We start from the raw sequence: 3162 nt of genomic DNA, 5'->3' as shown, positions 1-3162 counted from the left end.
CGCAGATGTTCGACCCCAACGGTGGGCCGGGCTGATGTCGCTCCCAGGGACCGGGCGCCAGGTGGCTCCGACGAGCATGATCCAGGTGCAGCGACGCCTCAGCGGCGTGCTGGTCGTCGATGCCGACGGGATCGTGCGCTACGACAACCTCGCTGCCCGACATCTCATCGGGACCGACGAGCGCTCGCTCGTCGGGCGGCCCTTCGGGCTGCCGATCGGCGAGGACCTCTCGCAGGTGGTCGAGATCGTCGACCGCGAGGGCGTCGTCCAGTCGGTCGACATGCGAGTGGCCCGCTACGCCGGCAGTGACTTCGCCGGGGCCGAGGTCTGGGCGGTCACGCTGCAGCCCAGCGCCACGAACCTCGCCGACAACAAGCTGTCGGACCAGCTCACCCGCCTCGACGACGCCCTGTCGGTGACCTACCACGAGCTCGGCAACGCGGTGGCAGGGATCTCCGCGGGCCTCACGATGATGCGCGAGACCTGGGACACCTCCGACGACGACCAACGACGGGCGAGGTTGACGCGGATCGAGCGAGCCGCGAGCGGCATGGCCATGCACCTCAAGAGCTACCTCGACGCGAGCCGCATCGACAACGGCGTCTTCGAGCCCCACCCGGCCCCGCAGGTGCTGCTCGACCTGGTGCTCGAGCACCTGCCGGATCTCGGTCAACGGGCGGTCGAGGTCGAGGTGCAGATCTCCGCCGGCGTGACCGTCCACATCGACGCCACCCACTGCTGGTCGATCATCGGCAACTTCGTGCGCAACGCCCTCAAGCACGGCGAGGCCCCGATCACGATCAGCGCCGCGACCCTGGGCCACCAGACCCTGATCGTGGTCACCGACAGCGGACCGGGGGTCCCCGAGGCCGAGATCCCAGCGTTGTTCGAACGGTTCAGCGGCGACCACACCGCCGGCCGACCCTCGGGCACCGGCCTCGGACTGTGGATCGCAGCGACCTTGGCCTCCGCGTACGGCGGTCGGGTCTGGTACGAGCCGCACGTCCCGACCGGGTCGCGCTTCTGCCTCAAGCTGCCGGCAGCGTCAGCCTGGTAGTCAGCGGGGTAGTCAGCGGGGTAGCCCCAGGATCCGCTCCCCCGCGACGTTGCGGAGGATCTGGGTGGTGCCGCCCGCGATCGAGAGACACCGGGTGTTGAGCATCTCCCACACGTCGGCCTGCAGCTCGGGCGAGGGGTTGACCAGGCCGGCGCCCTGGAGCTCGACGACGAGCTCCGACCCGTCCTGACGGTTGCGGACGCCGAGCAGCTTGGCGACCGCCGACTCGGCTCCCGGCCCACCGCCGGCCAGGGAACGGAGCACGGTGCGGACCCCCAGCAGCGAGCACACCGTCGCCAGCGCGACGCTGTGACCCACGCGGACCTGCTCGGTCGCTGTCAGGTCCTGCGTCGAGGCCAGCGCGACGGCGCGCTCGGTGCTCTTGCTCAGCCGGCTGCTCGCCATCGCCACTCGCTCGTTGGCCAGTGTCGTGCGCGCCAGGCGCCACCCGTCGCCACGGCCGGCGACCAGGCAGTCGTCGGGCACGAAGACGTCGTCCAGGAAGACCTCGTTGAAGAGCGCCTCGCCGGTGATCTCGCGCAGCGGGCGCACGTCGATCCCGGGTGAGTTCCTCATGTCGACCAGGAAGTAGCTGATGCCCTTGTGCTGGGGCGCGTCCGGCTCCGTGCGAGCCAGGCAGATGCCCCAGTCGGCGCGCTCGGCGACCGACGTCCAGACCTTCTGTCCCGACAGACGCCATCCACCGTCGACCTTCTCGGCGCGCGTGCGCAGGGAGGCCAGGTCGGAGCCCGAGCCGGGCTCGGAGAACAGCTGGCACCACACGAGGTCGCCGAGCAGCGAGGGACGGACGAACCGCTCCCGCTGCTCGTCGGTACCGTGCTCGAGGATCGTGGGCAGCGCCCACCCGGCGATCACGATGTCGGGGCGCTCGACGTCGGCCGCGGCCAGCTCCTGGTCGATGACGATCTGGCACACCGGGTCGGCCGCGAGCCCGGCCGGGGTCGGCCAGTGCGGCACGAGGTAGCCGCTGTCGACCAGCGCCGCGCGCTGCTCGGGCCCCTGCGCCGCGGCGATGGCCGCCACCTGCCGGCGGACGTCGTCGCGCACCGCGTCGTCGCGGCCCGCGAGGTCGACGTCGACCCGACGGCGCGCTCCCGCGACGGTACGCGCGGTGAGACGGTGCGCCGCGGCATCGGCCTGACCGAGAAGCGCCCGCAGCGACAGCGCGCGGCGCAGGTAGAGGTGGGCGTCGTGCTCGTAGGTGAAGCCGATTCCGCCGAGCACCTGGATGCAGGTCTTGGCGTTGGCGACGGCGCCGTCGAAGGCGACGGCCTCGGCGACGTCGGTGGCGAAGGCCCACTGCTCGTCATCGGCTGCGAGGGACGCGCTGGCGGCGTCCCAGGCCACGGCGGTGACCGACTCCGCAGTCTCGAGCATCTCGGCGCACAGGTGCTTGATCGCCTGGAAGGCACCGATCTTCTGACCGAACTGCTCACGCACCTTCGCGTAGTCCACCGCCGTCGCCAGGCACCAGCGGGCGATGCCGGCGGCCTCGGCTGCCGCAAAGGTGACCGCCGTACGACGCACGACCTCGCCGGTCAGGGTCGGGACGGCGATCGCCGCACCCGCGGCGTCGTCCGACAGCGCCGCGTTGCCGAAGCGACGCGTGAGATCGAGGCCGAGTCCGGCTGTCGTCCTGGCTGCGGCCACGGGCACCAGCGACCAGCGGTCGGCGTCGTCCGGGAGAAGGAGGTGGGTGGCGGACGGGACGTCCCAGACCGCGTCCAGGGCCGGGGTGAGCGAGATCCCCACGACAACGGTGCCGTCGGCGAGACCGCCGGCCACGTCGTCGACGTCCGCCAGCAGGTGGGCCGCGGTCGCGGCGCCCAGCAACGGACCCGGCACCAGCTCGTGGGCGCACGCCTCGAGGGCCACGGCCACGTCGAGCGGCGAGCCGCCCCCACCACCGGCCGACTCGGGCAGCCCGATCGTGGTCACGCCCATCTCGCCGGCCGCCTTCCAGCTGTCGGCGAAGGTCTCGGAGGGCTCGGTCTCGGTGGCCCTGGCCACCTCGACGCCCCCGAGGGACGACCCCCACTTGCGCAGGATCGACGCCACCACGACGTCCTCATCGGTGAAGCCGA

Annotated in this window: 2 protein-coding genes; one reads left to right on the top strand and one right to left on the bottom strand. The window is 72.0% G+C overall.

Annotation, left to right across the window (positions count from 1 at the left end; translation table 11 throughout):
• Positions 1-1057: PAS domain-containing sensor histidine kinase (locus VOI19_RS17025; protein WP_323794143.1), on the top strand; the 1057-nt coding region annotated here is incomplete at its 5' end.
• 12 nt (positions 1058-1069) lie between these two features.
• On the opposite strand, the gene VOI19_RS17020 is transcribed toward VOI19_RS17025, so the two are convergent.
• The coding region (locus VOI19_RS17020) for an acyl-CoA dehydrogenase (RefSeq protein ID WP_323794142.1) at positions 1070-3162 on the bottom strand (2093 nt) is incomplete at its 5' end.

It is taken from the genome of Nocardioides sp. (genome assembly GCF_034670285.1).
GTDB lineage: Bacteria > Actinomycetota > Actinomycetes > Propionibacteriales > Nocardioidaceae > Nocardioides.
This window is presented reverse-complemented; position numbering and strand designations above follow the sequence as displayed.